Annotated in this window: 23 protein-coding genes; 10 read left to right on the top strand and 13 right to left on the bottom strand. The window is 66.6% G+C overall.

The genetic code is table 11. The annotated features are described in order from the left end of the window. Position 1: 1 nt before the first annotated feature. From KK141_RS01850 to KK141_RS01865, 4 genes are all read left to right on the top strand, one after another. A complete protein-coding gene (locus KK141_RS01850) occupies positions 2-2,083 on the top strand; it encodes a glycosyltransferase (protein ID WP_214570689.1) in 2,082 nt (693 codons plus the stop codon). Positions 2,084-2,173: 90 nt separating this feature from the next. Then, entirely contained in the window at positions 2,174-2,920 is a 747-nt protein-coding gene (locus tag KK141_RS01855; protein WP_214570690.1) for an electron transfer flavoprotein subunit beta/FixA family protein, read from the top strand. A 21-nt stretch (positions 2,921-2,941) separates the two neighbouring features. After that, a complete protein-coding gene (locus KK141_RS01860; RefSeq protein ID WP_214570691.1) occupies positions 2,942-3,886 on the top strand; it encodes an FAD-binding protein in 945 nt (314 codons plus the stop codon). Between the two features lie 343 nt (positions 3,887-4,229). Continuing rightward, positions 4,230-5,150: a class I SAM-dependent methyltransferase gene (locus KK141_RS01865; protein ID WP_214570692.1), complete on the top strand. Its 921-nt coding sequence runs from the start codon at positions 4,230-4,232 to the stop codon at positions 5,148-5,150. 21 nt (positions 5,151-5,171) lie between these two features. Here the strand turns inward: KK141_RS01865 and KK141_RS01870 are convergent, their stop codons facing one another. The 13 genes from KK141_RS01870 to KK141_RS01930 all read right to left on the bottom strand — a co-directional run bounded on the left by KK141_RS01870 (position 5,172) and on the right by KK141_RS01930 (position 20,055). Then, positions 5,172-5,645 (bottom strand): hypothetical protein, encoded by a 474-nt coding sequence (locus KK141_RS01870; protein WP_214570693.1) that lies wholly within the window; start codon positions 5,643-5,645, stop codon positions 5,172-5,174. After that, a complete protein-coding gene (locus KK141_RS01875; protein ID WP_250901481.1) occupies positions 5,645-6,619 on the bottom strand; it encodes a glycosyltransferase family 2 protein in 975 nt (324 codons plus the stop codon). Before KK141_RS01875 ends, KK141_RS01870 begins: the two co-directional genes overlap by 1 nt. A gap of 40 nt (positions 6,620-6,659) precedes the next feature. Continuing rightward, complete coding sequence (locus tag KK141_RS01880) at positions 6,660-7,043, bottom strand: GtrA family protein (protein WP_214570695.1); 384 nt, start codon at positions 7,041-7,043, stop codon at positions 6,660-6,662. A gap of 52 nt (positions 7,044-7,095) precedes the next feature. After that, on the bottom strand, positions 7,096-9,165 hold the full coding sequence (locus tag KK141_RS01885) for a glycosyltransferase family 39 protein (RefSeq protein ID WP_214570696.1): 2,070 nt from the start codon (positions 9,163-9,165) through the stop codon (positions 7,096-7,098). 222 nt (positions 9,166-9,387) lie between these two features. Then, entirely contained in the window at positions 9,388-10,221 is an 834-nt protein-coding gene (locus tag KK141_RS01890) for a class I SAM-dependent methyltransferase (protein WP_214570697.1), read from the bottom strand. An 82-nt stretch (positions 10,222-10,303) separates the two neighbouring features. Further along, a complete protein-coding gene (locus tag KK141_RS01895) occupies positions 10,304-10,930 on the bottom strand; it encodes an HAD family hydrolase (RefSeq protein WP_214570698.1) in 627 nt (208 codons plus the stop codon). Beyond that, positions 10,927-11,625 (bottom strand): nucleotidyltransferase family protein, encoded by a 699-nt coding sequence (locus tag KK141_RS01900; protein WP_214570699.1) that lies wholly within the window; start codon positions 11,623-11,625, stop codon positions 10,927-10,929. Before KK141_RS01900 ends, KK141_RS01895 begins: the two co-directional genes overlap by 4 nt. Then, the gene (gmhA, locus tag KK141_RS01905; RefSeq protein WP_284733840.1) at positions 11,612-12,211 is read right to left on the bottom strand and encodes a D-sedoheptulose 7-phosphate isomerase; all 600 of its coding nucleotides are present in this window, start codon (positions 12,209-12,211) and stop codon (positions 11,612-11,614) included. Before gmhA ends, KK141_RS01900 begins: the two co-directional genes overlap by 14 nt. Further along, complete coding sequence (locus KK141_RS01910; protein WP_214570700.1) at positions 12,196-13,224, bottom strand: dehydrogenase; 1,029 nt, start codon at positions 13,222-13,224, stop codon at positions 12,196-12,198. Before KK141_RS01910 ends, gmhA begins: the two co-directional genes overlap by 16 nt. Beyond that, positions 13,221-16,580, bottom strand: a complete 3,360-nt coding sequence (locus tag KK141_RS01915) for a methyltransferase domain-containing protein (RefSeq protein ID WP_214570701.1) — start codon at positions 16,578-16,580, stop codon at positions 13,221-13,223. The genes KK141_RS01910 and KK141_RS01915 overlap by 4 nt, the downstream gene beginning before the upstream one ends. Then, on the bottom strand, positions 16,580-17,983 hold the full coding sequence (locus tag KK141_RS01920; RefSeq protein WP_214570702.1) for an ABC transporter ATP-binding protein: 1,404 nt from the start codon (positions 17,981-17,983) through the stop codon (positions 16,580-16,582). The genes KK141_RS01915 and KK141_RS01920 overlap by 1 nt, the downstream gene beginning before the upstream one ends. After that, positions 17,973-18,797: an ABC transporter permease gene (locus tag KK141_RS01925; protein ID WP_250901482.1), complete on the bottom strand. Its 825-nt coding sequence runs from the start codon at positions 18,795-18,797 to the stop codon at positions 17,973-17,975. The genes KK141_RS01920 and KK141_RS01925 overlap by 11 nt, the downstream gene beginning before the upstream one ends. Before the next feature lie 79 nt (positions 18,798-18,876). Further along, positions 18,877-20,055, bottom strand: a complete 1,179-nt coding sequence (locus tag KK141_RS01930; protein ID WP_214570703.1) for a PLP-dependent aspartate aminotransferase family protein — start codon at positions 20,053-20,055, stop codon at positions 18,877-18,879. A gap of 230 nt (positions 20,056-20,285) precedes the next feature. Between KK141_RS01930 and KK141_RS01935 the strand changes: the two genes are divergently transcribed. The 6 genes from KK141_RS01935 to KK141_RS01960 all read left to right on the top strand — a co-directional run bounded on the left by KK141_RS01935 (position 20,286) and on the right by KK141_RS01960 (position 26,110). Beyond that, positions 20,286-21,107 carry a hypothetical protein gene (locus KK141_RS01935; RefSeq protein ID WP_214570704.1) on the top strand — a complete coding sequence of 274 codons (822 nt, stop codon included), beginning with the start codon at positions 20,286-20,288 and terminating at the stop codon, positions 21,105-21,107. 145 nt (positions 21,108-21,252) lie between these two features. Continuing rightward, positions 21,253-22,323: a dTDP-glucose 4,6-dehydratase gene (gene rfbB, locus KK141_RS01940; protein ID WP_214570705.1), complete on the top strand. Its 1,071-nt coding sequence runs from the start codon at positions 21,253-21,255 to the stop codon at positions 22,321-22,323. Beyond that, positions 22,320-23,207 (top strand): glucose-1-phosphate thymidylyltransferase RfbA, encoded by an 888-nt coding sequence (gene rfbA / locus KK141_RS01945; protein ID WP_214570706.1) that lies wholly within the window; start codon positions 22,320-22,322, stop codon positions 23,205-23,207. Before rfbB ends, rfbA begins: the two co-directional genes overlap by 4 nt. Beyond that, positions 23,204-23,761 carry a dTDP-4-dehydrorhamnose 3,5-epimerase gene (rfbC, locus tag KK141_RS01950; protein ID WP_214570707.1) on the top strand — a complete coding sequence of 186 codons (558 nt, stop codon included), beginning with the start codon at positions 23,204-23,206 and terminating at the stop codon, positions 23,759-23,761. The genes rfbA and rfbC overlap by 4 nt, the downstream gene beginning before the upstream one ends. After that, a complete protein-coding gene (rfbD, locus tag KK141_RS01955) occupies positions 23,758-24,693 on the top strand; it encodes a dTDP-4-dehydrorhamnose reductase (RefSeq protein WP_214570708.1) in 936 nt (311 codons plus the stop codon). Before rfbC ends, rfbD begins: the two co-directional genes overlap by 4 nt. A gap of 4 nt (positions 24,694-24,697) precedes the next feature. Then, a complete protein-coding gene (locus KK141_RS01960; RefSeq protein WP_214570709.1) occupies positions 24,698-26,110 on the top strand; it encodes a mannose-1-phosphate guanylyltransferase/mannose-6-phosphate isomerase in 1,413 nt (470 codons plus the stop codon). Positions 26,111-26,168 lie beyond the last annotated feature (58 nt).

Below are 26,168 nucleotides of genomic sequence, written 5' to 3' on the forward strand. Positions count from 1 at the left end.
CATGCCTTTGAGTTCCTTGCCATGGCGGGTCAAGCGCCTGCGCTATCTGTCCGAACGCGTGCTGGGCAGCATCGCCCAGCGCGGCCTGCGCGGCACGCTGTCGCGCGTGCTGCAGGAGTTCCGTCCGCTGCCGCCGCACGACCTGGCGCTGGAGCTGCTGCCGCTGGAGCAGCCGTTCGAGCCGTTCGAGGTGCCGCACAGCGACGAGCCGCGCGTCACGGTGATCATTCCGGTCTACGGCAAGCTCGCCTGGACCCTGGCCTGCCTGCGCTCCATCGCGCATTACGGCAGCGCGGCGCCGATCGAGATCCTGGTCGTGGACGACGCCTCGCCCGACGAGACGGCCGCCATCCTGGCCCAGGTGCGCGGCCTGCGCGTGCTGTCCAACCAGCGCAATCTCGGATTCATTCATAGCTGCAACGCCGGCGCCGCCGCGGCGCGCGCGCCGTACCTGCTGTTCCTCAACAACGATACCCAGGTCACCGCGGGCTGGCTGGATCGCCTGCTGCAGACCTATCTGGAAGAACCCGGCTGCGGCATCGCCGGCAGCCAGCTCGTGTATCCGGACGGCCGCCTGCAGGAAGCCGGCGCCCTGGTCTACAACGACGGCGAGGCCTGGAACGTGGGGCGCTTCGAGCGGCGCGACGATCCGCGCTATCTGTACCGCCGCGACGTGGACTATGTCTCCGGTGCCGCGCTGCTGATCGAGCGGGCGCTGTTCCTGCAGCTCGGCGGCTTCGATGTGCACTACGAACCGGCCTATTGCGAGGACATGGACCTGGCTTTTGCCGTGCGCGCCGCCGGCCGCCGCGTGGTCTACGAACCGGCCAGCGTAGTGATCCACTGCGAGGGCATCAGCTCGGGCACCGATCTCAGCGCCGGCACCAAGCAGTACCAGCTGCTCAACCGCGCCAAGTTCATCGAGAAATGGGCCGATGCGCTCAAACGCCAGCCTGCGCGCGGCACCCCGGTGAACAAGGCGATCCATGCCGGCCAGCGGCATATCTTCGTCATGGACGCGCTCACCCCCGATCCCAGGCGCGACGCCGGCTCGCTGCAGCTCTACAACATCATGCGGCTGCTGCGCGGCATGGGCTGGCGGGTGACCTTCATGGCCGACAACGCGCAGGCTGGCGCCGCCGATCTGCGCACGCTCGGCGCCATCGGCGTGCGGGTGTTGTGCAAGCCCACGCTGACGTCATTGGCCGCCTGGCTCAAGGACGAAGGCGCCGCCCTGGACGCGGTGCTGCTGTGCCGCCACTACGTCGCCGACGCCAACCTGCCGCTGGTGCAGCGCATGGCGCCGCAGGCGCGGCTGCTGTTCGACACCGTGGACGTGCATTTCCTGCGCGAGCAGCGCGCCGCCGACCACACCAACAATCCGACCCTGGCCCGCCGCGCTGCCGCCTCGCAGCAGCGCGAAATCGCCACCATCCGCGCCTGCCATGCGACCTTCGTGGTCAGCACGGTGGAGCTGGAGCTGCTGCAGCGCGAAGTGCCGGAAGCGCGCGTGATGCTGCTGCCTAACATGCACGAGGTGCATGGGCGCAGGAAATCCTTCGAGGAGCGCCGCGGGCTGATCTTCGTGGGCGGCTTCGGCCATCCGCCGAACGTCGATGCGGTGCAATGGCTGGTCGGCAAGATCTTCCCGAAGATCCGCGCCGCGCGCCCCGAGATCGAGCTGCACCTGATCGGCCAGATGCCCGAGGCTACCCGCCAGGAGCTGCACGGCAACGGCGTGGTCGCGCACGGCCGGGTCGAGGACCTCGACCCGTGGATGGACGGCAGCCGCATCGCGCTGGCCCCGCTGCGCTACGGCGCCGGCGTGAAAGGCAAGGTCAACACCGCGATGAGCCATGGCCTGCCGGTGGTAGCCACCAGCATCGCGGCTGAAGGCATGTTCCTGGTCGACGGCCAGAACGTGCTGGTTGCCGACGACACAGACGCCTACGTCGCCGCCGTGCTGCGCCTGTACGACGATCCGGCGCTGTGGCTGCGCCTGTCCGAGGCCAGCCTGCGCAACATCCAGGAGCATTTCTCCCCCAGCATCGCCCGCGCCACCCTGGAGGCTGCCCTGGCCTGAACCGGCCGGCACTTCAAACGAGCGTTTGCCGGCAGGTACAATCGATGGCTTCCGGCCGCCGCCAGGCGGCCACGCACCAAAGGTCCTGAGATGAAAATTCTTGTCGGCTACAAGCGGGTGGTGGACTTCAACGTCCGTATTCAGGTCAAGCCTGACGGCACGGGCGTGATGACGGACGGCGTGAAGCTTTCGGCCAATCCGTTCGACGATATCGCCCTGGAAGAGGCCCTGCGCCTGCGCGAGAAAGGCATCGCCACCGAAGTGGTGGTGGTGGGCATCGGCCCGGCCGACCTGACCGCGCACCTGCGCAACGGCCTGGCCATGGGCGCCAACCGCGCCATCCACGTGGTCACCGCCGACGAAGTGCAGCCGCTCACCGCCGCGCGCACCCTGCTCAAGCTGGTCGAGAAGGAACAGCCCGAGCTGGTCATCCTGGGCAAGCAGGCGATCGACGACGACGCCAACCAGACCGGCCAGATGCTGGCCGCGCTGTGGGACCGCCCGCAGGCCACCTTCGCCAGCAAGGTGGAGATCGCTGACGGCAAGGCCACGGTAACCCGCGAAGTGGACGCCGGCCTTGAGACGATCGAAGCGCAGTTGCCGGCGGTGATCACCACCGACCTGCGCCTCAACGAGCCGCGCTTCATCAAGCTGCCGGACATCATGAAGGCCAAGTCCAAGCCGATCGACACCATCGAATTCGGCTCGCTCGGCGTGGCAGCCCACGACCAGCTCAAGACCACGCAGTACGCCGCGCCGCCGAAGCGCAGCAAGGGCGTGATGGTCAAGGACGCTGCCGAACTGGTGGCCGCGCTCAAGCAGAAGGGCCTGCTCTAAGCAGGTTGCCGGGAGATCGATATGAGCAAGATTCTGGTTATCGCCGAACACCTCAACGGCAAGCTGAACCCCTCCACCGCCCGCGCCGTCAGCGCCGCCGCCGCCGTCAAGGGCGAAGCGATCGACGTGCTGGTGCTGGCCGACAACGTCGACGCCATCGCCGCCGAAGCCGCGCGCATCGAAGGCGTGAGCAAGGTGCTCACCATCGCGCGCGCCGAGAACGCGCATCCGCTGGCCGCCGTGCTGGCGCCGCAGGTGGCCAAGGCCGCCGCCGGCTACAGCCACGTGTTCTTCCCCTCCACCACCTTCGGCAAGGACGTGGCGCCGCGCGCGGCCGCCCTGCTCGGCGTGGCGCAGGTGAGCGACGTGATGTCGGTGGAAAGCGCGCACACCTTCAAGCGCCCGATCTACGCAGGCAACGCCATCGTCACCGTGGAAGCGAACCCGGCGCACGCCGTGGTCGCCACCATCCGCACCGCCTCGTGGCCCGCCGCCGCCACGGGTGCGAACAGCGCGCCGGTGGAAGCCGTCAACGTCGACGCCGCGCTGCCGACGCATACGCGCTTCGTCAACCTGCAGCAGGGCAAGAGCGACCGCCCCGACCTGCAGAGCGCCAGCAAGGTGGTGTCCGGTGGCCGCGGCGTCGGCTCGAAGGAAAACTTCGAAATCATCTTCAAGCTCGCCGACAAGATCGGCGCCGCCGTGGGCGCTTCGCGCGCCGCGGTGGATGCAGGCTACGTGCCGAACGAACTGCAGGTCGGCCAGACCGGCAAGATCATCGCACCGGAGCTGTACCTCGCCTTCGGCATTTCCGGCGCGATCCAGCACCTGACCGGCATCAAGGACGCCGGCACCATCGTGGCAATCAACAAGGACGGCGAAGCGCCGATCTTCGAAATCGCCGACATCGGCCTGGTGGGCGATCTGTTCAAGCTGATTCCGGACATCGAACAGGCGCTGGGCTGAACAGCGCCGGCGGCAAGGGCTTCGCGGCGCAGCCCGCGTCCCATTGCTTCATCGAACCGGCCCGCGGCGCCCTGCCCGGGCCGGCTTTCATCGCACCTCGCGCCTTCGTCATTGCCACCAATCGCCATGCATCGCAGCGATATCCGCGCGATGGCGACGCTCGCATCGCCTTCACGCAGCGCAGCCGAATTCCGGCCCGGCGCCGCAACGAACGCGCCGATACGGCTTGCCCTGCATCAGGTACGGGGATAGATTCCGACGACAGGGGAGGCCGGACCACGCCAGTCCGCCAGTATCGGCGCGAGCGCTTCGATCGCTCACCGCCATCGCAGCAGGAGTTTCGATGCAAGCCGCTTGTCCCATCTGCCAAGGCCGCCATGAACAGGCCCATTTCGGCGTTCGCGACGGTTACGATTACTACGCCTGCGCCGGCTGCGACTCGCTGTACATCGATCCGACCGTGCTGGCGAAGATCGACGAAGGGCACACCACCCGCGAATATGATGCGGACTACTGGAACAGCGAGATCGCCTCGGCGCACGAGCGCGCGCAGGCCGATGGCCTGATCTGCGCCGGCGAAACCATTCTCTACACGCGCCGGCCGGTGCGGCGCTTTCTCGACGTGGGTGCCGGCCCCGGCTATCTGCTGGACGAGCTGGCGCTGCGCTACCCCGCGCGTCCGGACACCTTCCACGCGGTAGAACTGTTCCCGCCGGAAGAGCGCAGCCAGCATCCGAACTATGTGGTCGGCGACGTCGGCAGCCTGGACGGGAAGTTCGACGCGGGCGTGTGCATCGAAGTGGTGGAGCACCTGACGCCGCGCATGCTCGATGGCCTGGTCGCCGGGCTGGCCAAGATCTGCAACGTCAATTCCGCCTGGCTGTTCAACACCGGCATGCCGGCCTATGTGCGCGAGCAGGATCCGGACTATCTGGATCCAAAGCGGCGTGGCCATATCGTGTCGTACGGCCTGAAGGCGCTGCGCCGCATCTTCGAGCCGCACGGCTTCCGCGTGCTGGAGCTGCCCGGCAAGACCTTCGCCTTCCTGGTCGAGTACCAGGCCGATTTCGCGCCGGTCGCGTTCGACGATCGCTTCTACAATCCGCTGCCGGAAAATCTTCAGCTCATGAAGGAAGCGCCGCTGGTCTATATCGCGGCGTTTGAATCGGCCCGTTCCTATTTCTTCCAGGACGAATCCAAGCGCCGCGCGTATTGGGCGCTGGGCCTGCAAGGCCAGCTCGAACAGCTGAGCCTGGTGCGCTGAACCGCCGGCCGGCGCGCCCGCTCAGGGGGTCGCCGGGTCCGCGGACGGCGCCGGTGCCGCCGCCATGCAATTGACCGCATGCACGCGCAGCACGGCGAGCGTGCGTTGCTTGGCGCTGCCGTCCGCCATGCGGAACACCGCGCCATCGCCCACCCACGGACCGGTATCGGCCGAACCCTCGACCGGGCCGTGGTACCAGCTTTTCTCTGCGGTGGTGGCGTCGCTGACCCAGATCGTCACCGAGCTGACTCCGGCCGACTTCGCATTCCACGCCACCTTGGCAACCATGCGGCCATCGGGATGCTCGCAGGTGCGCAGCGTGCCGGGTGTCAGCGCCATGGTGACGCCCGGCAGCTCCACGCCGTCGCCGGTGCCGAGGATCAGCGCGGCGCCGGGAATCGGCGCCGTCTGACGCTCCGAACAACCGGCCAGGGCGAGCGCGGCCAGCGCGCAAAACATCGCTGTCGCGCGGCAGGTGCCTGTCGATCGGATCATCAGCCTTCCCTCCCCTTTTCCAGCGACACGTGGATGGGCTGGGTCGGCTGCACCGCGACGTCATAGTTGAGCCAGGACAGCAGTAGCTGCGTGCCGATGATCAGCGGCAGCGCCGCGGCCATCACCACGCCCGGCGCCGACTGCACGCCAGTTTCGATGCCGGCGAACCAGTGCGCCATGCCATAGATCAGTCCGATCAGGATCAGCGGAACCGAGAGCAGCAGTTCCAGCGAAGCGGCGGAGAAGTTGCGCACGAAATAGGTATAGAGCACACGCCGGAAGAAGTTGCGCATATTGCCCCTGAAGAACGGCAGCAGCACCTTCATCGGACTGAGGCTGGACGGCTCGTCGCCGTATACCGCGCGCATCGGCATCTCGGCCACCACGGCGCGGACCTGATTGAGGTTGTAGAGCAGATCCGATTCGAAGAAGTAGCGCCTGGCCAGCTTGTCCAATTCGATCTCGGTGAGCAGTTCGCGATGGATGGCGGTGAAGCCGTTGGTCGGATCGAACAGCTGCCAGTAGCCGCTGGACAGCTTGGTCAGGAACGACAGCCCCGCATTGCCGAGCAGGCGTATCGCCGGCATGCCGTGCACGTCGCTGATGCGATGGAAGCGATTGCCCTTCACGTAGTCCGCGCGGCCCAGCAGGATCGCGCGCGACAGCTGCGGAATCAGGCTCGGATCCATCTGCCCGTCGCCATCGATCTTCACCACCACCTTGGCCGCCGAGGCCATCGCGGCGTTGTAGCCGGTGACGGTCGCTCCGCCCACGCCCTGGTTCGCTTCATGGCGGATCACGGTAACGCGCGGATCGTGGCATTCCGCTTCCACGATATCGCCGGTCTTGATCGGGCACTGGTCGTCGACCACGAAAATCCAGCCGACCTCGCCGCCGATGCGCGCAATGACATCCAGGACCAGGCGGCCGACGCGGTAGCAGGGGATGACGACGGCGATGAGCGGGGTTCGCATATCCGTTGTTGTACTCATGGCATGTCCTGCGCTGGCACGATCAGCGGTAGATCCAATATTTGGAAACGAGGAATCCCAGTCCGGCCAGCGCCAGGTCCGCGGCCGGCTTGACCAGCCACGCGGCATGCATGCCCTGGGCGCGAGAGGTGGCGACCACGATGCAGGTGCTCAACGCGGTCGTAGTAAGCCAGGTCGCTACATAGCGGCCGAAATGCCGCATACCCAAAGGCTTGCCGCCATTCTCGGCGAATGTCCATTTGCCGTTGAGCCAGAAGCCCAGCAGGGCAGCGGTCGCCCGCCCGGTGACGTTCGCTCCGGCCGTGGCCACGCCCAGCGCAGTGAGCGATACGAAGATCATCCAGTCCAAAGCGATCTGGACGCCTCCGACCACGCCATAGCCGAATCCCTGCTTAAGTAACTTCATGCTTGCCTCGATAGTGGCGCGTCAGATTCGGCGGAAAGATGGGCGGCTCAACTTATCGACGGCCATGGCGGATCAAATTGCGGGCGATATCGCGCTGTTCTATCAATGGATGCCGCTGGATGTCGCAATCGCTCTTGCACAAGCGCCACAGCATCGCGTCGCCCACCGCGAACTCCGGCACCGCGCCGATCGATTTCAAGGACGCCATAACGGGCTTCGGCGTGTCGCTGGTCGTCAACACATGGGACATGCCGGTGCGTTCGAAGATGCCGGTCCAGAGCGCGCCCGAGGCGTCCTCGTTGGCATGATCGAAGACTCCGTGGAAGGTGGTGTCGTACCAGGCCGCGTTGAAAGCCTGGCCGTTGAACGGCGCGATGAAGGGACGGCGCGGATCGGAGAGGAACAGGGAATAGCCGTTGGGCCAGGCCATGCTGAGGTACTTGGCGAAGACCAGTTCGACGCCGTAGCTGCGCTGCACCTGCTCCTTCACCAGCGTCGGCTGTGCGTTGACGTTGTGCAACAGCCGCCAGTACAGGTCATCGCCGAATATGTAGAGCGAGGCCGGCATGAACACGACGTTGGCGATGGCCACCATGCCGAGCAGCAGCTCGCCGCCCCAGCGCAGCCGCGCACGCTCCCAGGCCAGCAGGCCCAGCGTGAACAAGGCCGGGAACAGCGGTGCCACGTAGCGGACGTACTGGATGCCCAAGAACATGCCGAGCGTGGTGGCCAGCAGCGCCAGCGTGATCCAGCGGATCCGCGGCAGCAGCAGGGTCCACAGCGCGCCGCCGCTGAGCGCCAGCATGGAGAAGCCGATCGCGCCAGGGATGGTTTCCAGGTAGCGATCCGTCTGGAAGGTCAGGCGCCACAGCGAATCCCAGTGCAGGCCCTGGTGCCAGCGCGGATCGTCGAAATTCCGCAACGGCCCGAAGCTGGACTTGAATACGCCGTTGAACAATGGAAACACCGGATTGCCGGTGATGTAGAACGCGTAGACGTAGCTCGAGCCGGCGATCAAGGCCACCGGAATCGCCGCGCGCAGCGCCTGCGCCAGGAAGGCGCGCCAGCCGACGTGGCCGAGCAGCACCAGCGCCAGGGGCAACACCAGCAGGCCCTGGGTGGCCTTCAAGGCCACGCCCAGCGCGCCGATCAGGAAGAACGGCAACAGCAGGCGCGCTTCGCGCGTACGCACCAGCCGCGCGGACAGCGCGGCCAGCGCCACCGTTACCGTAGTGATCGCGGTATCGGCCTGCATGCTGCCGTTGAGCGAGACCACAATGGGCATCGAGGCGTACAGCGCGACGGCCAGCCAGCGCAGGCGCGCAGACAGGCCCAGCTCGCTGGCCAGGGTCCACACCGAAGCCACGGTAAGGCTGTACCAGATCAGATTCGCGGCGCCGCGCGCCTCATGCCCGGCCAGCAAGGCGATATAGCCCTGGATGACATCGGATGCCCATGGCGCCGTGCTCCAGATCTGCGAGGCCACGTCCATCTTGTAGTAGCCCAGCGCCACGAGCTGCTCCGGCAGCAGGATGTGCGTGGCCAGATCGTCGTACTGCACCGTAGGCGCGCACAGCGCCACGCCGCCCATCAGGACTACCAGCACGGCGAAGCCCGCATGCACGGGGGCCAGTCCGACAGCATTGCGCCAGCTTGCCTGCGTTCCGCGCAGCATCGCCAGCAGGCGATGGCGGCCCAGGCCGGCGATGGCGCCGAGCACTACCAGATAGCTGGCGAAGTAATGCACGGGGAACGGCAGCAGCCAGCCGGCGGCCGCCGACAACACCGCCAGGCCGACCAGGACGGCTATGGCGGGATGACTCCATCCGTCCGCGCGGCAGATCGCGCTGCCGATCACCGCGGCGGCGGCCACCAGCAGGGCGGCGGCAAGCAAGGGCCCGGCGCCGACGAAACGCAGCAGCAGCAACAGCCCCACCAGCAGCAAGGCGCTGGGCAGCGACCAGCGCAGGAACACCGCCACGGCGGCCCCGGCCAGCAGCATCGCGGCGAAAATGATCAGATTGTGGTCCGTAACGACCGAGTGCAGCCCCTGCAGGGCAGGCGTCAGGGCCAGGCCCGCGGCCACGGCGACGCAACCGCCGAGCGACAGCAATCGTGTCATCCACGTCGCCATGACGCTGGAAGACTCTACTTTTTTCACCTGGACGATCCCTATTCCCCCAAAGCCTTTACGAGCCGCACCCGATGGCTCACGAAGATTCGTCGCAGAATTATACGTGCTGACCGTGCGCCTCGGCATGAAAATACGGACGCCGCTGCCGCATGGCGTCCATACACATAGACGGCTGAAGCCGTCGGGACGGAAGCCGGCCCGCGCCGCCCGTCAGCGCCGCGCCAGCAGGGTCCAGCTCCCATAGACGATGCCCTGCTCGGGTGCCCAGGGCAGCACGAATTCAACCTGGGAGAATCCGGCCCGGCGCGCCTCGGCAAGGATGTCCCAGCCGAAATGGTAGAAGCACAGCACCCCGCCGCTGATCGGGTCGCCGTGGTATTCCGCCGGCAGGTGGTGCTCGACCTGGCCGTGCGCGTTGATCGACGCGCGGGTGATCGTGGGGGGCTGGTCGGTAAAGGGAAAGGTGGCGATCAGGCTGCCGCCCGGTTTCAGCACCCGGGCAAATTCGCGCAGGGCGGCCTTGTAGTCCGGCACGTGCTCGAGCACGTCGAAACTCAGCACGACATCCTGGCTGCCGTCGGCCAGGCTGAGCCGGGTGACGTCCTCGAAGTGGACATCGCCGTAGCCGCCCAGGCGTTGCAGACGCTCGGCCAGGCGGACCCGCTTGTCGGCATCCGGCTCGAACTCGCTACCGTACAGCGCGCCGCGATAGTGCGCCTGCAACCAGGCGTAGGTGGCCGTGGCTTGTTCGGTCACGTAGATCGACGCGGAGGCCGGATCGGCCAGGCCGTGCAGCAAGGACAGGCAGGCGCGCACCCGGGCATTGAGCTTGCAGCGCGGGCAGTGCATGCCTTCGCGGGTCTCGACCTCGCCGCCATGCCGCGAGATATTGAGTTCCTCGATTTCCTCGCAGGCGTTGCATAACCGGGCGATCGTGGCGCGCTTGCCGAGGTCTTGGCAAAAATCCCTGCTGTGCAGCCAGCAGCCGATCAGTTCCTTGTTTTCCTGGCGCGCAGCGTAGGTTTCAAAACGGAATACATGCATTGTCCAGCTCCATGATCGATCTTTCACACCGACTTGCGAGACCAGCGCGAGACCAGCGACAACTGCAATAGCACGCGTCCGATCAGCCGGATCGTGCAGCCATTCCCCCCGGCAGAATGTCGTCCAGGCTCGCGACGGAAGTCACACTTGCCCCAAGGCGGGCAGCCGTTCCCTGCTCCCCTCCCAACCAATACGCATGGCCGACCGCAGCCGCCAGTGCCGCCTGCATGTCGGTCGCCTGGTTGCCCACCATCAGCGAAGCCGGCATATCGATGCCGAAGGCCTCGCGGGCAGCAACGAACATCCCCGGCTGCGGCTTGCGGCAGGCGCAGGCCTGCTTCAGCTCGCCCAACCCAGCGTCCGGGTGATGCGGGCAATAGTAAGTAGCGTCGAGCGCCGCGCCCTGCGCAGCGAACTGCGCGTGCATCCAACCCGTGTAGGCACGGAACTGCTCGTCGCTGTAGTAGCCGCGCGCCAGGCCGGCCTGGTTGGACACGACGATGCACAGATAGCCAGCGGCGCGCGCGCGCCGCACCAGCTCGAAGATGCCCGGCAGCCATTGCGTGTCTTCCGCGAGGTGCACGTAGCCATGATCGATATTGATCACGCCGTCGCGGTCGAGGAACAGCGCGGGCCTGGGCACCGGCGAGGCCAGTACGGCGTGTGCGTCGAAGAAGGCGCGTGGCCCCTGCGCAGAGGCAACGCTCATGCAGCCAGCTCGGTCTGCGCGCGCTCGTAGTCTTCCGGCACGCCGATGTCGATAAAGTGCTGCGTGTGCGCGAACGCACTCACCTGACCGTCCTTCAGCAGGGCGGGCATGACGTCGGTCTCGAACGAGAAATTCGCCGTGCCGGGAAAGCGCGCCTGCACGTCGCGGCGCAGCCGGTAAACGCCGGCATTGATGTAGCCGGGGCCTGGCTGGCCTTTTTCCCTGAAGCCAGTGACACGCTCGCCCTCGACCACCACCGCGCCGTAGCGCGCCACGTCGGGTACCGCCGTCAGCGCCATGCACATGGCGCAGCCCTGCGCGTGCGCCGTGCGGTCCAGCGCGGCGTAATCGAGCGACAGGAAGGTGTCGCCGTTCAATACGAAGAAAGCGTCGCCGGCAAGCAGCGGCAACGCCTTGGCGATCGCGCCGCCGGTGCCCAGCGGCTCCGTCTCCGGCGAATAGGCCAGCTCCATGCCCTGCCAGTCGCGGCCCAGCTCGCGCTCCACCAGCTCGGCCATGAAGCCCGTCGCCAGCACCGCGCGCCGGATGCCCTGCCGGGCGATCAGGTCGAGCACGTGGGCGAGGAACGGGCGGCCCGCCACCGGCGCCATCGGCTTAGGCACGTCTTTCACCACGCTGCGCAGGCGCGTGCCGAATCCTCCGGCGAGGATCACGGCTTCGTCAGTGCTTGCCATCGCCGAAGATCTCCTGCTCGATCAGGGCGCAGATCAGATGGCCCAGGGCTTCGTGGCCTTCCTGGATGCGCGGCGTCTCCGGCGACGGCACGCGGAAGCAGACGTCGCACAGCGCAGCCATCGCGCCGCCGCCCTGGCCGGTGAAGCCGACCACCTTGAGGCCTTTCTTCCTGGCCGCGTCGATCGCGCGAACGATATTCTTGGAGTTGCCGGAAGTGGAGATGGCGAACAACACGTCGCCCTCCTGCCCCAGCGCCTCGACCTGGCGCGCGAACACGTAGTCGTAGCCGTAGTCGTTGCCGATCGCGGTGAGGATGCTGGTGTCGGTGGTCAGCGCGATGGCCGGCAGGCCGGGGCGGTCGAAATAGAAGCGGCTGACCAGCTCGCCCGCCCAGTGCTGGGCGTCGGCCGCGCTGCCGCCATTGCCGGCGAACAGCAGCTTGTTGCCGCGCTTGAGCGACTGCACCGACAGCTCGAGCACCTGCTGGACCTGCTCATGCAGCGCAGCGTCGTCGGACATGACCTGCAGCAAGGCGATCGACTTGCTGAATTCGGATTGCAGCATGGCTTTTACATGATGCGCCATGACGTCGCTCCTTGTTGCGTGAAATGGAAGTCCAGCAATCTGCCCCCCTGTTCGGCCAGCGCACGGGTCAGCGCGATGCGCTTGTCGGGACTGCACATGAACATCATGAAGCCGCCGCCCCCTGCGCCGGACACCTTAGCAGCGTGCGCACCGCTGGCGAAGGCCACGCGCTCGACCTGTTCGATCACCGGATTGCTGATCGAGCTGGCCATGTGCTTCTTCGCTTCCCAGCCCGCCTGCAGCGTGCGCGCCAGGCCATGCAGATCGCCGCGCAGCACGCACTCCTTCATCTGCACCGCTTCCTGCTTCAGGCTGTGCATGGCGTCGATCGAGCTGCGGTTGCCTTCGACCACGTTGCGCGACTGCTGGTCGATGATGTCCGCCGAAGCGCGTGAAACGCCGGTGAAGTACAACACCAGCGAGGCTTCCAGCTCGGACCAGACCCAATCCTTGATCCGCAGCGGATTCACGATGACACGGTCGTCCTTGTAGAACTCCATGAAATTGAAGCCGCCGAACGCCGCCGCATACTGATCCTGTTTGCCGCCCGCGAGGCCCAGATCCTTGCGCTCGATGTCGTAGGCCAGATGCGCGACCTCGTACTCGCCCAGCGGCAGGGCGAAATACTCGGCGAAGGCCTGCACCAGCGCGACCACCATGGTCGAGGACGAACCCAGGCCCGAGCCGGGCGGTGCATCCGAAAAAGTCTGCACCTTGAGCGGACGCGGCTCGCCGCCGAGGAACTCCTGGCAGATGCGCGCGTAGACGCCCTTCAGCAGCTTGAGCGGCCCATCGGTCGACAGCGCTTCGTCGCAGGCGAGGGTTTCCGATACGCCGACGTCGAGCGCGCTGAATTCGCGCTGGCCCGATTCCGGTTCAGAGAGAATGGCAAAGGCGTACTTGTCGATGGTGGCGTTCATCACATGGCCGCCATAGATGTCGCAGTACGGCGAGACGTCCGTGCCGCCACCGGCAAGGCCAAGACGCAGGGGAGCGCGCGATCTGACAATCATGAAAGACTCTTCAATTCCAGGGCATCGGCGAGGGCTCGACGCATGGAGCCCGTGGAGAAATGCGCTTCCGCATAACGCTTGCCGGCGACGGACTGCTGCTGCCAGTCCCCGGCGCTGGTAAGCAGGTCGACCAGCGCGGCGGCGATGCCGTCCGCATCGTCCGCGATCCTGGCCACCCGTTCCAGTCCGGACAGGCCCTGGGCGCCGATCGCGGTGGTCACCAGCGGCAGCCCCTGCTGCAGCGCCTCCACCACCTTCGATTTCACGCCCGCGCCGAAGCGCAGCGGCACCACGGCGACACGGCTGCGATTGTAGAAATCCTGCAGGGCCTCGTCGTCGACGAAACCGGTGACCACCACGCCGGCGCGCGACAGCGCCTCGACGCGCGCGGTCGGATTGGAGCCGACCAGATACAGGCGCACTTCCGGCACGCGGGCCAGCACCTTGGGCAGGATCTCCTCGACCAGCCAGACCGCCGCATCTTCGTTCGGCGGATGGCCGAAGCCCGCGACGAACAGGATGTCCACGCGCTGCTCCGGCTCCAGCCCGCTGCTGCCGAAATGCTCGTAGGCATAGGCCTGGATCTCGCGCACGTTCACCACCGGCTCCAGCTGATGGACCACGTCCGCTTCATCGCGCGAGGGATACAGCACGATGTCGCTTTCGCGCCACAGCAGGCGTTCCTCGGCTTCCATCTCGCGCGCCTCTTTGAGGTAGCGGGCATCGCCGGTCAGCTCGTACTGCTGGCGCAGCCTGGCGAAGTGAAGGTCATGGCCGTAGTAGGCAATGCGCGCCTTGGGCAGCTGCTTGCGGACGGCGCGGATGAACTTGCAGGCGATATGCGGCCGGCTGAGCAGCACGCGGTCGATCTGGCCGTCGGCTTCATGCAGATAGCGCTCGAAGCCGCCATCCCATTCGGCGCCGAAGATCACTTCCACGCCTATCTCCTGCAGCAAGGGCGTGTACACCGGATCGCGCCACAGGTTCTCCGGCCACAGCTTGACCGAGCAGCCCATCGCGCACAGCTGACGCATGAACTGGAACATGGTGCGCGAACCCGCGTCCCGGTCCGCCTGCGGCACGTAATGGTCGACCACCAGCACCACCGGCCGGTCCTTGGAGCGCTCGCGCGCGCGGAATACGTTGCGCGCGTTCGGGAAGTGGTCGCGCTGCAGCACCTCGTGCCAGCGCGCGGCGAACTTCTTCTGGTTCTCGACCTGGTAGGCCTTGATGCCGGCGCTCTCGTCGGTGCCGTGCGAAACGCCTTCGTAATGCACCACGGTCGAGAACGGCGTGTAGTACACCTTCAGCCCCGCAGCGCGCACCTTGAAGGCCAGGTCCGAGTCCTCGCAATACGCGGGCACGTACAGCTCGTCGAAGGCGCCGAGCTGCTGGAACAGCGCCGCCTTGATCAACAGCGAGGCGCCGGAGCAGTAGTCGGTCTCGCGCACATAGTTGAACTGCGGCGCCTCGGGATGGCCGAGGCGGCCGAAGTTCCAGCCCGAAGCATCGTTCCAGATGATGCCACCGGCTTCCTGCAGGCTGCCGTCCGGATAGACCAGCTTGGAGCCGACCATGCCGCAGTCGGCGAAGCGGTCGAACACCTCCAGCATGGCGTCCAGCCAGCCGGCGGTGACGCGGGTGTCGTTGTTGAGGAAATAGACGTATTCGCCGCGCGCCATGCCGGCGGCGCGATTGCAGGAACGGATGAAGCCGAGATTCTGCGGATTGACCTCATAGCGCAGGCCCGGCACCTGCGCCAGCAGGTGGATTTCCTGGTCGCCGGAAGCGTCTTCGGCCACGATGACCTCGATCTCGCAGCGCGGCATGTGCTCCATGATCGAGCGCAGGCAGGTCGCCGTGTGATCGAGCCGGCCGTAGGCGGGAATGACGATGCTGACCTTGGGCTGGGCGTATTCCGGGAAGGCCAGCCTGGCGACCGTTTCGCGCGGCGACTCGTCGTACTCGGTCACCGCGGGCACCGGCACGCCGCGCGCGGTGCGGGTCAAGGTGCGGCGCACCAGCTTGCGTACCGGCGCCAGCGCCGGCGAGCGCACCAGCGGCGCCTGCCGCACCGATTCCACCGCGGTCGCCCAGTCGCCACGCAGCATGCGGCCCAGCAGGCGGAACGGCTTGGTCAGCTTCCAGGAGCGCGACGACACCACCCGTTCGAAATCCGCGCGCAGCTGGCGATCGCTTTCCGCCAGCGCGTTGATGCGTTCGCGCGCATAGCGCTCGTACAGGCCGTGCCGGCCGATCAGCGCGAGCTGGCCCTCGATCTTGGCCTGCGCCTGCTCCAGCCGTTCGCGCAGCAGCTGGTTCTCCTGATGGAATTCGCTCATCTCCAGCAGCAGGGCGCCATCGCGCCGCGGCGTCGGCACCGGCGGCTCCGCCTGCAGGAAGTGCGCGCCGAGCAGTTCCTGCCCGAGCCGGTCCAGCTTGCGTTCGATCTCGCTCACGCTGGAGCCGCTGCTGCGCATGAGCTCCAGCTCGCGATCCAGGCTGTGCGCCCACTGGGCCACGCCTTCGTGCTCCTGCACCAGGGCGCCGTACTTGCCGCGCGCTTCGGTGAGCTCGCGGTCGATGCTCTGCGCCCACTTCACCACTTCGTGGTGATGGTTGTAGAGGTCTTCGGATTCGGAGAAGAACACCGCCGGCGGCAGCTTCGGCAGCTCGGTCTGCGCGTCGGTGGCGATCGCCACGAAGTAGACCGGATCGATCAGGCGCACCGAACGCTCGGCGACGTCGTCGCCGGTATCGGTGAAGGCCTGCATGGCCGGCCCGCTATCTTCCAGCGCCATCGGCGACAGCGCCGAGCCCACTGCCAGGCGCTGCCCGTAGTAGCGCACCTTGGGGAAGCGCGTGCGCAGCAGTTCGTCCAGCTCGCGGAAGTCCAGTTCTTTTACGTGGAACTCGTTGTGATGTCCGGCCTGGTCCGAATAGATCGGACGGTTCGGCGAGGACAGCACCAGGGTGCCGCCGGGGCGCAGCACGCGGCGGATCTCGTCGATCATTTCCTGGTGCCGGTCGTGATGCTCGATGGTCTCGAAGGAGACCACCAGATCGACCGATGCGTCGGGCAGCGGAATCACCGCCGCATCGCCCTGCCGGTAGCTCAGATTCGCGATGCCCGCATAGGCCTGCGCAGCATGCGCGACCGCCTCGTCGGAGATGTCGATGCCGATCACCGACGCCGCCGCCTCCGCCAGCATGGCGCTGCCGTAGCCTTCGCCGCAGGCGATGTCCAGCACGGTCTTGCCGCGCGCCAGATCGCGGCACCAGGCGTAGCGGTGCAGATGCTCGTGGCGGATGCCGCCGGCCTCCGTGGGAAGGAAGCGCTCGCCGGTAAATTCCATCACGGCCTCCCTGTCGGCTTGAGCTCAATGGAAAGCATGGGAATACCCACCAGGCCATGGCGCATGGTGCTTTCGCTGGCGCGGAAGGACAGTGCGTCGTGGATCCAGTGCTGCTGCGTGTGGTCGTCCTGCGAACCGGTGGCCAGCGCGACATCGATCGAATAATCGCCGGTGGGCAGGATCGGCATGCGGAAGCGGAAGACCGCGCGGACGTCGGAATCGGCCTCCAGTTTCAGGGGGCGGTCGTGATAAGGCATATATGTGTTGTCGCCGAACAGCCGCTGGCCCAGGCGGTCCTTGATGTAGAAGCCGAGGATGGGGCCTTCCACCGGCACGTTGGCGTGCGCATCGATGACCAGGTCGACCAGCTCGCCGCCATACAGGAGCTGCAGCGCGGCGCCCTGGGTATCGCGCAGGTTCACCGCGACGATCTCCGCATTGCCCGCTCCGAATGCGCTGCCGACCTTATCGGGGTCGAACTCGAAAACCTGCACGATTTGTCCAGGTTTGATGGCGCCGGGCACGTCCCCGCGGAAATCGGCCACATCGAGCGCCAGCGCCGGCCCGGCTACCGCCTTGGCGTCGGCATCGTCCTCGCTCTTCGCTGCGCGGATGGCGATCGCGTCGCCCATGCCGGCGCGGTCCGCCGCGTGCTGGGCGGCCAGATAGGCCTCCACCACGTCGCGCGTCACGCCGTCCATCACCAGCTTGCCGCGGTCCAGCCAGACCGCGCGGTCGCACAGATTGGTCACCGCGCCGGTGTCGTGGCTGACGAACAGCAGGGTGCCGTTCTTCTGGAACTCGCGCAGGAAGCGCATGCACTTCTGGGTGAAGCGCACGTCGCCGACGCTGAGCGCCTCGTCGATGATCAGCACGTCGGCGTCCACGTGCGCGGCGATCGAGAACGCCAGGCGCACGTACATGCCGCTGGAATAGGTCTTCACCGGCTGGCGGATGAAGTCGCCGATATCGGCGAAGGCCAGGATCGAATCGAAACGCTTGCGCAGCTCGGCCTCGGGAATGCCGTACAGCAGGCCGCTCAGGTAGACGTTTTCCTCGCCGGTGAATTCCGGATTGAAACCCGCGCCCAGCTCGAGCAGCGCCGCGATGCGGCCCTGCGTGCGCACCTCGCCCTCGGTGGGATGCAAGGTGCCGCAGACCATCTGCAGCAGGGTGGACTTGCCTGAGCCGTTGCGCCCGATGATGCCCACGGTCTCGCCCCGGCGCACGCTGAAGCTGACGTCGCGCAGCGCCCAGAATTCCTTGTGGTAGGCCAGGCCGTGGCGGCCCAGCGCACGGCCGAGCCGCGGCAGCAGCATCTGCTTGAGGCGGTCCAGCGGCTGCGCGTAGATGTCGTACTTCTTGCCGAGCGCGTCGACCGAAATCATGGCTTCAGAGGACATCGGCGAATCCCTTCCTGGTCTTCTCGAACCAGGCGAAGGCCAGCCAGGCGAACAGGCAGGAGGCGACGGTATAGGCGCCCAGATGCAGCCAGTTCGGCGCGCGCCCCCAGATCAGCACGTCGCGCGAGGCCTCCACGATGACGGTGAGCGGATTCAGATAGAGCAGCGCGCGGTAGCGCTCGGGAATCATGTCCTTGGCGTAGAAGATCGGCGCCAGGAACATCATCATCACCGTAATGATGCCCATCGCATGCTTGAGGTCGCGCAGGAACACGCCAAGCGACGACAGCATCCAGGTCAGGCCGGCCATGAACGGCATGAACACCAGCACCACCAGCGGGAAGTACACGATGGTCCATGGCACATAGCCACGGATCACCAGCGAGAAGGCCAGCAGCACGATGGTGGAAATGGCCAGGTGGAACAGGGCCGAACCCAGCGTGCTCCAGGACAGCGTCTCCAGCGGGAACACGATGCGCTTGACGAAGTTGCGGTTCTCGATGATCAGCGTCGGCGCGCGCGTGGCGCACTCCTGGAACAGCGTGTTGATGTTGAGGCCGGCGAAGAGGATCACCGCGAACTCGAACTGGCCGCCGCCCTGCCCGGTCCAGCGCGACTTGAACACGAAACCGAACACGAAGGTGTATACCCCCAGCATCAGCAGGGGGTTGAAGAAGGACCACAACAGTCCGATGAACGACCCGCGGTAGCGGCCGATCACGTCACGGCGGGCCATCTGCACCACCAGGTGGTAGTGGCGCAGCAGGGCCCGGTAGGGCGACAAGGGATCGGTAAGCCTGTACTTCGAAATCATGCGCTGACAGTAGACCCGGTAAGTGCATTCATGGCGGGAGCGGCGCTCGTCGGCACGCGCCCCGCCCGCTTTGTAGCCGTCAGCGCAGAGCTTCGGCCAGCTCGCTGCGCAGGTCGGCGATATCCTCGACGCCCACGGAAAGCCGAATCAGCGAATCGCTGATGCCGAGCCGCTTGCGGTTGGCCGGCGGCACCGAGGCATGGGTCATGATCGCGGGATGCTCGATCAGGCTTTCCACGCCGCCCAGCGATTCGGCCAGGGCGAACAGGTGGCAGCGCTCGAGCATGCGCCGCGCCTTGCGCAAGCCGCCCTTCACTTCGACGCTGATGATGCCGCCGAAGCCATTCATCTGGCGCCGCGCCAGGGCGTGCTGCGGGTGGCTCTTGAGGCCCGGATAGATCACGCGCTCCACTTCGGCGTGCTGTTCCAGCCACTGCGCCAGTTCCAGCGCGCTCTCGCAATGGGCCTTCATGCGCAGGTGCAGAGTCTTCAGGCCGCGCATGGCCAGGAAGGAGTCGAACGGACCGGCGACAGCGCCCACCGAGTTCTGCAGGAAGGCCATGCGTTCGCTCAGTTCCTGCTCGCGCGCCACCACGATGCCGCCGACCATGTCCGAATGGCCGTTGAGGTACTTGGTGGCCGAATGCAGCACCAGGTCGGCGCCGTGCTCGAACGGCCGCTGGATCATCGGCGAGCAGAAGGTGTTGTCCACCACCAGGATCAGGCCGTGCTTGCGCGCGAAGGCAGCGATCTTGGCCAGATCGACCAGCTTCAGCATCGGATTGGTCGGCGTCTCCGCCCAGATCATCCGCGTGTTCGGCTTCAAGGCGGCCTTCAGCGCCCGGTCGTCGTTGAGATCGACAAAGCTGAAATCCAGGCCGGCGGAACGGCGGCGGACGCGCTCGAACAGGCGGTAGCTGCCGCCGTAGAGGTCGTCCATCGCGATCACGTGGCTGCCCGAATCGAGCAGGTCCAGCACCGTCGCGGCAGCGGCCAGGCCCGAGCCGAAGGCAAAGCCGGCAACGCCGCCCTCCAGTGCCGCCACGCAGGCCTCATAGGCCATGCGGGTCGGGTTCTGGGTACGCGAGTACTCGTAGCCCTTGTGCTTGCCGGGGCTTTCCTGGACGTAGGTGGAAGTCGCGTAGATCGGGGTCATGATCGCCCCGGTGGTCGGATCCGGCGACTGGCCCGCATGAATGGCCAGCGTTCCCAGACCGAGGGGGGACTGTACTGCCGCGCTCTTCTTCGACTTGGCCATACGTAGCAAACCTGCTCCAGCTCGAGACAAACGCGCATCTTACCTGCCTCGCCGTGTTTGACCGAATCCGCGCGCGGCGGGCGTTCAGGCGGGCGCACCATCGACGCAAGCTGCGGGCAATGCGCCCTTAAAATCAAACAGTTGTTTAAAACCTACTTTTTTTGACAACCGGGCCACGGATCAAACGTTTTGCCCTGGCGGAATCACAAACTTTCGCCATGCTTACGAATATGACCCGGACTCGCGCACTCGTTCACTACCATATCTTCAAGAACGCCGGCAGCAGCGTCGACGCGAGCCTCAAGCGCAGCTTCGGCGAGGCCTGGGGCAGCTTCGAGGGCAGCCATGCCCACGATATCCAGGGCGCCGAACAGCTGCGCGGCTATATGCTGGCCCATCCCGGCTACAAGGCGATCTCCAGCCATCTGGCGCGGCCGCCACTGCCCTTTGAGGACAGCCTGCCCATCGTCTTCATCCGGCACCCGCTGCTGCGCGCCTATTCGGTCTATCTGTTCACCCGCCGCGATCCGCAGCAGCCCTTCGCCGAGGTCGCCGCCAACGTCGGGTTCGCCGACTACATCCGCCGTGCTCTGCGCGAGGAAGCCGGCAGCATCGTGATCCGCGATTACCAGGTAGTGCACCTGTCCGAGGCTTCATGGCGCTGCGGCCATATCCTGGAGGCGCGCGCGGGCGAGGCCGATCTCGCTGAAGCCTGCGCCTTGCTGGACCGCTGGGGCATGGCCGGCGTGGTGGAACAGTACGAGCGCTCCATCGATACCTACCAGGCGCTCTACGCGCCGCTGCTGCCCGGCCTGAAGCTGGCCTATGACCGCGAGAACGTCTCGCAACCCGACGCTGCATCGGTCCCGGCCCAGCTCGAGCGGCTGGAGGCCTTGCTCGGCCGCGAACTGCACGCGCGCTTCATGGCGAGCAATGCGCTGGACCTGGCTCTGCACCGGCATGCCAGCGCGGTGCTGGCGCGCGCATCGCGGCCGGCCGGACAAGGCGATCCCTTGCATGTGCGCTCGTACACAACCGCGACCCGGAGCTGAATCCGCGGATTGTTGACCTGACGCGGCTCGCATTCCGCGCCGTCCGAAGCTTGGTAACTGGGATTCGTGCAGGCATCATTGAAAAGATGCATGCGGGCGCCGTGCTGCCCGCTCTCCTTTCCCGCCCCCACTACGGACCCCATCCATGAGTCGTTCTCTTGCTGGATCCTCGCCCCTGCTGGTTACGGGCGGCGCGGGCTTCATCGGCGCCAATTTCGTCCTGCGTGCGATTGCCGAAGGCAGAACAGTCGTCAACCTGGACAAGCTCACTTACGCAGGCAACCTCGACACGCTGGCCTCGCTGCAGGACAACCCCCGGCACGTATTCGTGCAAGGCGATATCGGCGACCGCGAACTGATCGCACAGCTGCTCGCCACCCATCGTCCGTCCGCGATCGTCAATTTCGCCGCCGAATCCCATGTGGACCGCTCCATCGACGGGCCGGCCGCCTTTGTCGAGACCAATGTGGTCGGCACCCTGGCCCTGCTCGAAGCGGCGCGCGATTACTGGAAATCGCTGGAAGGCGAGGCGGCCGCAGCGTTCCGCTTCCTGCATGTCTCCACCGACGAGGTCTACGGCTCGCTCGGCAGCGAAGGCAAGTTCACCGAGCAGACGCCGTATGCGCCGAACTCGCCGTATTCCGCGTCGAAGGCGGCCTCCGACCATCTGGTACGCGCGTTCCACCACACCTACGGCCTGCCGGTACTTACCACCAACTGCTCCAACAACTACGGCCCGTATCAGTTTCCCGAGAAGCTGATTCCACTGGTGATCCAGAAGGCCTTAGCCGGCGAACCGCTGCCGGTATACGGCGACGGCATGAACATCCGCGACTGGCTGTTCGTCGGCGACCACTGCAGCGCCATCGCGCGCGTGCTCGAGGCAGGCCGCGTGGGCGAAACCTACAACGTCGGCGGCAATGCCGAGCGCGAGAATCTCACTGTGGTCAAGGCCATCTGCGCCCTGTTGGATGAGCGCCATCCGCTGGCCGACGGCCGCAAACGCGAATCCCTGATCACCTTCGTCAAGGACCGCCCCGGCCACGATCGCCGCTACGCCATCGACGCCAGCAAGCTGCAGCGCGAGCTGGGCTGGTCGCCGTCGCAGACCTTCGAATCGGGCATCGCGCAGACCGTGCACTGGTATCTCGACAGCCAGGCCTGGGTGCAGCGGGTTCTCGACGGCAGCTACCGAATGGAGCGTCTGGGCACATGACTACGCAGAAAGGCATCATCCTCGCCGGCGGTTCCGGCACGCGGCTGTATCCGATCACGCAGGCAGTGAGCAAGCAGCTGCTGCCGGTGTACGACAAGCCGATGGTGTACTACCCGCTGGCGACGCTGATGCTCGCCGGCGTGCGGCAGATCCTGATGATCAACACGCCGCACGAACAGCATCTGTTCCGCACCCTGCTCGGCGACGGCTCGCAGTGGGGCATCAGCATCGAGTACGCCGCGCAGCCCTCGCCCGACGGTCTCGCCCAGGCCTACATCATCGGCCGCGATTTCGTCGGCAACGAGCCGAGCTGCCTGGTGCTGGGCGACAACATCTTCTACGGCCACGGCCTCACCGAACGGCTGCGCCGCGCATCGCAGCGCGCGCACGGCGCCACGGTGTTCGGCTACTGGGTGCGCGATCCGGAGCGCTACGGCGTGGCGGAATTCGACGGCACCGGCCGCGTCATCGGCCTGGAAGAGAAACCCGCCAAGCCGAAATCGAACTACGCGGTCACCGGCCTGTATTTCTACGACAACCGCGCCTGCGACTACGCCGCGGAACTGAAGCCCTCGCCGCGCGGCGAGCTGGAGATCACCGATCTCAATCGCCGTTACCTGGAAGACGACTCGCTGCACCTGGAACAGCTCGGCCGCGGTTTCGCCTGGCTGGACACCGGCACGCACGATTCGCTGGCCGAAGCCGGCAACTACATCCAGACGATCGAAAACCGGCAGGGCCTGAAGGTCTGCTGCCCGGAGGAAATCGCCTTCATCAACGGCTGGATCGACGCCGAGCAGGTGCTGCGCCTGGCCGCGCCGCTGGCCAAGACCGGCTATGGCCAGTACCTGCAGCACATGGTTGAACAAGGACCCGTACGATGAAAGTGGTGGAAACCTCGCTGCCTGGCGCGCTCGTGCTGGAACCGCGCGTCTTCGGCGATGCCCGCGGGTTCTTCTACGAGAGCTACAACAAGGCGCGCTTCCAGGAGGCCGGCATCACCGGCGAATTCGTGCAGACCAACGTCTCGCGCTCCGCGCGCGGCGTGCTGCGCGGCCTGCATTACCAGTGGCCGAATCCGCAGGGCAAGCTGGTCAGCGTGCTGGAAGGCGAGGTCTACGACATCGCCGTCGACATCCGCCGCGGCTCGCCGGACTTCGGCAAGTGGGTGGGCGTGATGCTGAGCGCGGAGAACAAGCGCCACTTCTGGATCCCGGAAGGCTTCGCGCACGGCTTCTGCGTGGTCTCCGAATTCGCCACCTTCAGCTACCAGTGCACCGCGCTGTACGACGGCCCCGCCGATGCCGGCGTGCGCTGGAACGACGCCGACATCGGCATCGACTGGCCGATCGAGTCGCCGCTGCTGTCGGAGAAGGACGAGAAAACCCCGTTCCTGAAGGACATCCCGGCCGAGCGCCTGCCGGAGTTCGTGCGTTGAAGATCGTGCTGTTCGGCGGCGCCGGCCAGCTGGGTCAGACCTTCCTGGAAAGCGGCCGCCTGGCCGCGCTGGGCGAGCTCACCGCCACCACGCGCGACGGCTCGCCGGTGGCGAACGTGGCCACCGTCGCCGCGGATCTGGCGGAACCCGCCAGCGTCACCGCCCTGCTCGATGCCGTGCAGCCAGACGTAGTCATCAATGCTGCTGCCTATACCGCGGTCGACCGCGCCGAGCAGGAAGAAGCGCTCGCCCATCGCGTCAATGCCGCATCGCCCGGCGCCATGGCGCAGTGGGCCGCCGCGCATGGCGCCCTGCTGATCCACTACTCCACCGACTACGTATTCGACGGCGAAAGCCCCACGCCCTACCCCGTCGACGCCCCGACCGGCCCCTTGAGCGCCTACGGCCGCAGCAAGCTGGCCGGCGAGCAGGCGGTGCTGGCCGCGGGCGGCCATGCGCTGATCTTCCGCACGGCCTGGGTCTATGCCGCGCACGGCAAGAACTTCCTGCGCACCATGCTGCGCCTGGCCGGCGAGCGCGACGAACTGCGCGTGGTGGCCGACCAGGTCGGCACGCCGACCAGCACCGGCCTTATCGCCGAGGCCACGCTGGCCGCGCTGGAGCGCTGGCTGGCCGCCCCGGCCGCGGAACGCCCGGCCCTGGAAGGCGTGCATCATCTGGTCGCCGGCGGCAGCACCAGCTGGCATGGCTTCGCCAGCGCCATCGTCGAGCGCGCCCATGCCCTGGGCCTGATCGCGCGGGTGCCGCGCGTCACCGCCATCGGCACCAGCGAATTTCCGACCCCGGCCCGCCGGCCGTCCTATTCGCTGCTGGACAACCGCGAATTCCAGGCCACGTTCCGCACCACCCTGCCGCCGTGGCAGCATGGCCTGGAAGACGTACTGCAATCCCTTATTTCGCCTGGATCCTGACGCGATGTTGATCCCCCTTATTCTCAGCGGCGGCAGCGGCACGCGCCTGTGGCCGATCTCGCGCAAGAACCTGCCCAAGCAGTTCCTCTCACTGACCGGCGAAGGCACCCTGTTCCAGCAGACCGTGGCCCGCGCCATCGCCCTGCCCGACTCCACCGCGCCGATCGTGGTGGCCAGCGACGACCACCGCTTCCTGGCCGCCGACCAGCTGCTGGACATGGAGGTCAGCGGCGCCACCATCATGCTGGAGCCCGCGCCGCGCAACACCGCGCCGGCCATCGCCCTGGGCGCCATGCAGGCGCTGAAGTCCGATCCGGAAGCCCTGCTGCTGGTGCTGCCGGCCGACCACCTGGTGGGCGACACCGCCAGCTTCGTCGAGGCCGTGCAAACCGCCCTGCCGGCCGCCCGCGAAGGCTGGCTGGTCACCTTTGGCATCCGCCCCAACCGCCCCGAGACCGGCTTCGGCTATATCCGCCGCGCCGAATCCATCGGCACCGGCACCTACCGCGTGGAGAAGTTCGTCGAGAAGCCGAACCAGGCCACTGCCGAGGGCTACCTGGCCGAAGGTGGCTACGACTGGAACTCCGGCATGTTCCTGTTCAAGGCCGCGCGCTACCTGGAAGAACTGGGCGCGCACGCGCCGGCCATCCTGGAAGCCACGCGCAAGGCCTTCGCATCGGCCAAGGCCGACCTCGACTTCGTGCGCCTGGACAAGGACGACTTCGCCAAGGTGCCGGACGACTCCATCGACTACGCCGTGATGGAGAAGAGCAAGAACGCAGCCGTGGTGCCGGTGAGCTGCGAGTGGAGCGACATCGGCTCGTGGTCCGCGCTGTGGCTGGCCGGCGCCAAGGACGACAACGGCAACCTGCTCGAAGGCGACACGCTGGCCATCGGCACGCGCAATTCGCTGCTGCGTTCGCACGACCGCCACCTGGTGGCGACGGTGGGCGTCGACGACCTCGTCGTCGTCACCACGCCGGACGCCACCCTCGTCGCGCACCGCAACGCGGCGCAGGACGTCAAGAAAGTGGTCGACCATCTCAAGGCCATGGGCCGCAGCGAGCACTCGCTGCACCGCGTGGTGCACCGCCCCTGGGGCAACTACGACTCGCTGGAAGCCGGCGATCGCTTCCAGGTGAAGCGCATCGTGGTGAAGCCCGGCGCGGCGCTCAGCCTGCAGAAGCATCACCACCGCGCGGAGCATTGGATCGTGGTGTCCGGCACCGCCGAGGTGACCTGCGACGACAAGGTGTTCCTGCTGGCCGAGAACCAGAGCACCTATATCCCGCTGGGCAGCGTCCATCGCCTGCGCAATCCGGGCAGGGTGCCGCTGGAGATGATCGAGGTGCAATCGGGCAGCTACCTCGGCGAAGACGATATCGTGCGCTTCGAAGACGTCTACGGCCGCTCGTAAGCGCACAGCGCAGGCTTGAACGTCGAACGGCGGTCCGGAAACGGGCCGCCGTTTTTCG

Source organism: Dyella sp. LX-66, assembly GCF_018599165.1.
Classification (GTDB): domain Bacteria; phylum Pseudomonadota; class Gammaproteobacteria; order Xanthomonadales; family Rhodanobacteraceae; genus Dyella_D; species Dyella_D marensis.